At 40.7% G+C, this 6595-nt stretch carries 7 protein-coding genes and 1 pseudogene; 4 read left to right on the top strand and 4 right to left on the bottom strand.

What is annotated here, in order from left to right; all coding sequences use genetic code 11:
- Positions 1–300 precede the first annotated feature (300 nt).
- On the top strand, positions 301–723 hold the full coding sequence (locus F9U64_RS20935) for a hypothetical protein (RefSeq protein ID WP_228275827.1): 423 nt from the start codon (positions 301–303) through the stop codon (positions 721–723).
- A gap of 26 nt (positions 724–749) precedes the next feature.
- On the opposite strand, the gene F9U64_RS20940 is transcribed toward F9U64_RS20935, so the two are convergent.
- Positions 750–1190, bottom strand: a complete 441-nt coding sequence (locus tag F9U64_RS20940) for a GNAT family N-acetyltransferase (protein WP_153406841.1) — start codon at positions 1188–1190, stop codon at positions 750–752.
- A 222-nt stretch (positions 1191–1412) separates the two neighbouring features.
- Here F9U64_RS20940 and F9U64_RS20945 point away from each other — a divergent pair, with 222 nt between their 5' ends.
- A complete protein-coding gene (locus F9U64_RS20945; protein WP_153406842.1) occupies positions 1413–1706 on the top strand; it encodes a hypothetical protein in 294 nt (97 codons plus the stop codon).
- A gap of 278 nt (positions 1707–1984) precedes the next feature.
- Here F9U64_RS20945 and F9U64_RS20950 read toward each other — a convergent pair.
- Together F9U64_RS20950 and F9U64_RS20955 are read right to left on the bottom strand one after the other, a co-directional pair.
- Positions 1985–2880, bottom strand: a pseudogene (locus F9U64_RS20950) (aldo/keto reductase).
- Positions 2880–3884: a Gfo/Idh/MocA family protein gene (locus F9U64_RS20955; protein ID WP_153406843.1), complete on the bottom strand. Its 1005-nt coding sequence runs from the start codon at positions 3882–3884 to the stop codon at positions 2880–2882. The pseudogene F9U64_RS20950 and the gene F9U64_RS20955 overlap by 1 nt, the downstream one beginning before the upstream one ends.
- A 113-nt stretch (positions 3885–3997) precedes the next feature.
- Between F9U64_RS20955 and F9U64_RS20960 the strand changes: the two genes are divergently transcribed.
- Together F9U64_RS20960 and F9U64_RS20965 are read left to right on the top strand one after the other, a co-directional pair.
- Positions 3998–4831, top strand: coding sequence for a helix-turn-helix domain-containing protein (locus tag F9U64_RS20960; protein WP_153406844.1), 834 nt, complete (start codon positions 3998–4000; stop codon positions 4829–4831).
- 46 nt (positions 4832–4877) lie between these two features.
- Positions 4878–5354: a YjdJ family protein gene (locus tag F9U64_RS20965; RefSeq protein WP_153406845.1), complete on the top strand. Its 477-nt coding sequence runs from the start codon at positions 4878–4880 to the stop codon at positions 5352–5354.
- Positions 5355–5601: 247 nt separating this feature from the next.
- On the opposite strand, the gene F9U64_RS20970 is transcribed toward F9U64_RS20965, so the two are convergent.
- Positions 5602–6372 (bottom strand): MmyB family transcriptional regulator, encoded by a 771-nt coding sequence (locus F9U64_RS20970; protein WP_153406846.1) that lies wholly within the window; start codon positions 6370–6372, stop codon positions 5602–5604.
- Positions 6373–6595 lie beyond the last annotated feature (223 nt).

Below are 6595 nucleotides of genomic sequence, written 5' to 3' on the forward strand. Positions count from 1 at the left end.
CAGGAGAAATTCAAGAAGATGACATCAACAATCCTTGTCTTCTTCTCTTATTTTCCCGAATAAAGGTCGTCTTATATGGCGGATTGTTCCCCTTCTTATAATTCAATCTGTACACACTGACCAGTTCATTGTCATGTAGCTCGATATACTAGTAAGCCTGGAAGACGGGAAGAATTCAGTCAGATTTGTACATAGTTGATTTAAAGGGTCTGAATAAGGATAAAATTGATGACATTAAGAGGCATATCGATTATGTGAAGGGGAAGGCAGAGAGTGAGTAATTGTCTGGAGATGAAGCATATGTATTTTCTAAAATTGAATGTTGTCAGTATGGTGTATGCTTTTCTGATTTTTGTTCCGATCGAATTGATGGCAAATGTTTATCGTATCAGCAGACTGACAAACTGGCAGATTGATACAGTCCATATTGTGACGTTGCTTGTGATATTAATTGAGGTAATCGCCGGGACAATGATCCTTTTTTATTTATCAAAAAAATGGCTTGACGGCAGAAAGGCAAACTTCTGGACCGCCATCCTTTGGCTTCCATACTTCTTGTTGATGATGTACGTGTTCGCATCATTATTCCCGATCACAAATGGCGGCGATGTGCCTAACCCTGTTACCGGTTTATTTATCATAGGCGGATTGATTGTTTATCCGGTTTATATTGTGATTATTAACATTATTGGGGTTAAAAAGGACATCCTGCAAGCGAATTAATCAAAGAGCCAGAAAGTGACCTTTTTTCACTCAGCAGCTAACGTTTTCGTCATTAAAACATGCGGAATCCCGTCTTCCATAAAAATATTAGAGGAAGTCTTGTAGCCATGTTTTTGATAAAACCCTTCTGCCTGGGTTTGTCCGTGTAATTTCACTTGTGATGCTCCCATGTCTGCTGCGATTTTTTCTAATGTTTGGACGATCAGGTTGCCCATGCCATATTTGCGGAATGGTTCTAATATGCAAATTCGCTCTAATTTTCCTAATCCATCGACTAATCTTATCCTTCCCGTACCGACTGGCTTTTCGTCATAATAGACTAAAATGTGGTCACATTGTCCGTCCAGTTTGTCAAATTCATCAAACTCATCTTCCAGCGGCGTGCCCTGTTCCTTGACAAACACTTCTTTTCTAATAGAAAAAGCTTGTTCTAAATCCTCTTGTGAGCTGACCTTTTTTGCTTCCAATTTCTTTCGTCCTTTCCTATGTGTTTATGTAATGAATTCTGTCATAATCAAAGAGTATATAGGAAAATGATTTTATTGTAAATATATCAAAAATCAGGCATGAGGATAGGATGTTGAAGTCTTCTGAAAGGATACTGACTCACCCGGTGTAGCTTCCTTTTTTACAAATTCTTTGTTATTAGGGATAAAATTATCATTTTTTTAAGAATAGGGGGTAATGTAATGAGATTCACTTTGGTTATGGCGAATGTCATTATCTGCGGTATAATTACATTGATGTTATCATTTTTCTTTGCAAGTGGGACAATCGCTGAAAATTACACAGATCAGATGTTTGTAGCACCGGAATTCTTCTTCATGCTGCTAATATGGCTTGTTGGCGCATTAATAATATGGTGGCTGTTTACAAAAATCAAATTGGAAAACGCTTCTAAAACTAAGTTTTTCTTGATAAACTTATCTATTTGGGTCACTATTCCTATTGGGTTCAGAGTTTCTATGACATTAGCATTGTAATTCAAAATTTGTTAATCCTTTATATTTCTATAACACGCCTGATCCTCACTTCTGTTGACGATATGATTCTTTCATAACATCATAAATCTTTGCAACCCCTCCTCTTTTGACGTTATGATCCTTTCATACCTTCATATCTCTCCGCAACCCCTCCTCTTTTGACGTTATGAAAGCTTCATAACATCATAACTTAACACGGACTCTTCACTTTTGATGTTATACCGCTTCCCCCACAACAAAAAACCCAAGCTGACATCACATGCCAGCTTGAGCGCTTATTATGCTTCCCCATTCTCCAGCCATTCCACTTCTTCCTGAGTCAATTCAATTTTCGATCCTTCCAAGCAAGAGATAAGCTCTGCTTCATTCTGTGCACCGATCAAGGCACAAGTTGGAAAAGATTGATTCAACACATAAGCTAACGCAATCTGAATTGCCGTTACACCTTTTTCCTTGCCAAGCTGCTCTGCACGATCCAGCCGATCCCAGTTTGCCTCACTGTAAAAAACCCGCACAAGATCAGCATTACTGCGATCTTCAGGTGTGAATCGGCCGGTAAAAAATCCTCTTGCCTGGGACGACCATGACAATAGCGGCATTTGTGTTGCTTCATGCCATTTCAAATCATCACTGTCAGTCGAAACACAGTCTTTCCAGAAAGGCTCATTTGCCTTCGCAAGGCTGAGGTTCGGACTGCTGAAGGAAAAACCAACAAGGCCGTTAGCCGCAGCATACTCATTCGCTTCCTGAAGCCTTTCGGTTGTCCAGTTCGATCCGCCGATTGCTTTGATCCTGCCTGCTTCAATATGTTCGTTCAATGCATCGATAATGCATATAAATCGATATAATCAGTCCCAAGCCTTTCCAAGCTTTCGAAAAGGTCCTGGCGAATCGCTTCAGGATTTACACGCGGGCCGTTCTGATCATGATGGGCACCTTTTGTCAAGATCACGACATCTTCCCGATTGTCCCGCTCCTTCATCCACATTCCGATCGCCACTTCACTCTCGCCGCCACAATATCCATGTGCTGTATCAATTGTATTCCCGCCAATGGCGACATAACGATCAAGCACCTGACAGACTTTTTCAAAAATAGCTGGCTTAAAATAATCGGAACCTTGAATTAAGGTTGTAACAGGCTTTTCCAGTCCATTAATTTGAATCGAGTTCATCATGCTTCCCCCTTGATTTCCACACGTTTTCTTTCTTCAGCAGAAGTAAGGCATGCGTCGAGTACCTTCATATTCAGCACAGCATCATTTGCGGAAAAAGGCAGTGCCTCTCCTTCCAGAATACTGCGTCCCAAAGCATCTGCCTGCAGTGCATACTGGTCTACATAAGGCACTTTGACCTCTTCTGTTCCCTTTCCGTTAGAAATGAAAAAATGATCGGATTCATTTTGGTTGACTACAAAAGCGGATGGGACATCAATTCGACCTTCTGTTCCGAGGATTTCGAGACGGTTGCGGAAATCTGCCCACATGCCGCAATCAAACGTCAGCGCCACGCCCTGCTCAAACTCCAAAATTCCTGATGCCATCATATCGACTCCATCATGCTGCTCGGAAAATAAAGCATGAACCGTCGCCGCCTGTGGCTCTTCGTTTAAAATCATTCTGGCAGCACTGATCGGATAAACCCCAACATCATATAAGGAACCGCCGCCCCAGTCTTTATGAAAACGGACATTTTCTTTTGCTCCTGCACTATTGAATGTAAAAACACCGTGAATGCCGCGGATATCCCCGATCTCGCCTGCCTGAATTCTTTCCTGAATCATCTGATATCTCGGGTGGTAACGATACATAAATGCTTCTGCCAGAACAACGCCGGCTTTTTTGCTTTCTTCCAGCATTTCTTGTGTTTCTTCCGCATTCAGTGCTATTGGTTTCTCGCATAACACATGCTTGCCTGCTTGCATCGCTTTGATTGCCCATTCCTTATGTAGATGATTCGGCAGCGGAATGTAAACGGCATCAATTTCCGGGTCCTTCAATAATTCTTCATAGCTTCCGTAAGCAACAGGAATGTCTAACTCGTTTGCTGCTTCTTTTGCATTATCCAGATTACGGCTTGCAATCGCATACACTTCTCCTGTTTCTGATTGCTTAATTCCAGGGATCACTGCTTTTTTTCCGATGTTTGCTGTACTGATAATACCCCATTTAATCGTCATCTTTTTCCCTCCCTATAATACTTTATTGTTATTATATGCGATTATGATTAAAATAAAAATAGAAGCTTTTTGCGATAGGCTAATACAATATTGTCCTAAAAAGGTGTGATCATTTGAAACGTCAGGTTTTGCTTCCTACATTAAAGAAACAGGAATATATCATTCTGCCAGAATCAGTCGGCTGGTATGAATCATCTGCAGATCATGATGTTGGCCGCCAAGCCGGTGCACTCGATAATTTCAGCATTCATTTTGTTTTATCAGGAACAGGCTATGTCGAGCTTGATGGGGAAAAATATACATTACAAAAGGGAGATGCTTTTCTCTATTTCCCAAAACAGGAACAGCGCTATTACAGCAGCAAGGATGACCCTTGGAGCGTAAGATGGGTCCACTTTTATGGAAGTACTTTGCAAACATTTCTGTCCGAAATCGGGTTTGGCAGATTTACACTATGGCGCTTGCCGAATCTGAGTAAGCTTGTGCAGACACATGAACAATTACTGGTAGATGCTGAACAAAACAGTTTTTTGCATTTATCCGCATTGTCAACTTTGACCTATGCATTTCTGTCTACCTTTACCACCATCGCGGTCCCTCGTGAATCGAAGGCAAAACAGGAATTGGACTCACGGATTCAGTCCCTGCTGCCGAAAATGCAGGAAAAAGCACCAGAGCCGTTTGATCTGGAATTCTGGGCAAAGGAAGCAGGTGTCAGTTCCTATTATTTCTGCCGCCTGTTTAAACGTGTCACCCAAATGACGCCAATGGCTTTTATCACATTATGTCGCCTGCGCTTTAGCAAGCAGCTTTTGCTGGAAGAGAGACATCTCACAGTCAAAGAAATTGCCGACAAATCCGGCTATCCTAATCCCAGCTATTACAACAAGCTTTTTTTAGAAAATGAGGGCATGACCCCGACAATGTATCGGCAGATGTATTTTTAATGGAAATTTATGTTATACTAAAGAAAAATCCATTGGAGGGTGTATCGTGAAATATATCGTTCAGTATGTAATCGCCGTGTTCCTCTTGCTTTTTTCCACACTGGCCGCCTGGTATGAAGGCAGCGCGATTCGAGATAACCCGTGGGAATGGAAATATTCTACCTTTTTCTCTGAAGGTGTTGTGAAAACAAAAGCAGATATTTCCCAATTAGATCATTTTGTTTATGCCGCGAAATTCAGCCCGTTCTTTCCGATCTTGATGGTAATCAGTCTTTCCTATCTGCTGATTCTCAGTTGTTATTTGATTTTCCGTAAAAGTACGAAAGCTTTGTGTGTATCTTTTCTGTCGTTAGGAATTGGGCATACCCTGTTTACCATAGTGCTGGCAGATTCCCCAACAACTGGCGGGAAAAGTCTAACAGTGATCTTGCTTAGTATTGGGATATTGCTTTTCCTGTTGGCAGGAGGAGTGTTTTTAAGAATGATGAGGAGTGGGAGCGTCGGGATAAAGGAAAGTACCTGAAAATACCGAGAAGAGCCAACCTTATAATGTCACAAGTTCGTAGCAAGTATTATTTCCTGTTTCCCTCAAAGGGATCGACTAACCATGATCAGATAGACCTCTCCTAATAACTCAGGAAGGTCTATTTTTTATTCGAGCAATTCAATCAGTATGTATCAAATGATCATGGATGACAATTCGGGGATCATGAAACCTGGTCAAAATGAATATCATAAACTCGTTTTCTCCATAAGACAGACTATCATGTTTAAACAGGAATATACATACACCAATTCAAATCTTCATTTCCATCCACTCGTGTGGCAGAGTGAATTCGATATTGTTTCATCTGGTCTCGTTCTTTTATAGAAATAAAACTAACTTTCTTTTGCTCGATGTGATGCTGGTCCCAAAGGTTTCTAAACAATTCGCTTTGATTCTGCAGTGTGACAAGCAGCTGATTTAAGATTCTATCCTCCGGAAAACGGTCATAAATATTTCTCCAAACAGCAACAGAATAGGCCAAAAATTCATCAGCATTCTGAATGCGGTCCCGACAGCTTTTTTCTAAAAAAAGCAATTGCAAGAGATGCCGCTCTTCAAATGATGAAAATGGAAAAAGTTTCAGCTCTGCTTCTTCATTCCAGAAAATAACCTTGGAACGTTGATCTGTAATAAAAGAAGGAAAAGGTAACTCATCAACCGCATATTTTAGAGAAGCATCATAATATTTATCAACTGGCAAGGCGGAGTCATCAGTATATGTTAAGTTAAAGAGGTGTTCCTTTTCATCAGGGGTTAGTTGTAATGCCTTGCTTATGTTTAATAAGACTTCTCTAGATGGATGAATGTCTTTCCCTTGTTCCAGCCACGTATAATATGTCACGCTAATGTGGCTGAAATATGCCACTTCTTCACGGCTTAATCCCGGTGTCCTTCTTCTTCGATTTGTTTTAATTCCTGCTTTATCTGGCTGTATACGCTCTCTTCTGGATTTTAGATATTCACCGAATACTTTAGATCTTATTGTGGTTTGCATGGAAATAACCCCTCCTGTCAGCAGTTAACCTATTAGTCATATTACTAGTATAAACATGTGGTGGTTACTATTAAATGAAGCTTTTATTATTATAGCATAGGAACTTATCAAAGGAGGAAATGTATATGATTAGCAATCATACTGTACAGAAACGGAAGCTGGGTAACACAGGTCTCGAAGTTTCCGCTATCGGACTAGGAACAATGACAATGCCAGATAACAA

This window comes from Gracilibacillus oryzae (assembly GCF_009498735.1).
GTDB classification, from domain to species: Bacteria; Bacillota; Bacilli; order Bacillales; family Amphibacillaceae; genus Gracilibacillus; species Gracilibacillus oryzae.

Excerpts from the sequence above, each read along its gene's own strand:
- F9U64_RS20945 (WP_153406842.1), top strand. The coding sequence starts at position 1,413 with ATGAGATTCACTTTGGTTATGGCGAATGTCATTATCTGCGGTATAATT.
- F9U64_RS20935 (WP_228275827.1), top strand. The coding sequence starts at position 301 with ATGTATTTTCTAAAATTGAATGTTGTCAGTATGGTGTATGCTTTTCTG.
- F9U64_RS20955 (WP_153406843.1), bottom strand. The coding sequence starts at position 3,884 with ATGACGATTAAATGGGGTATTATCAGTACAGCAAACATCGGAAAAAAA.
- F9U64_RS20970 (WP_153406846.1), bottom strand. The coding sequence starts at position 6,372 with ATGCAAACCACAATAAGATCTAAAGTATTCGGTGAATATCTAAAATCC.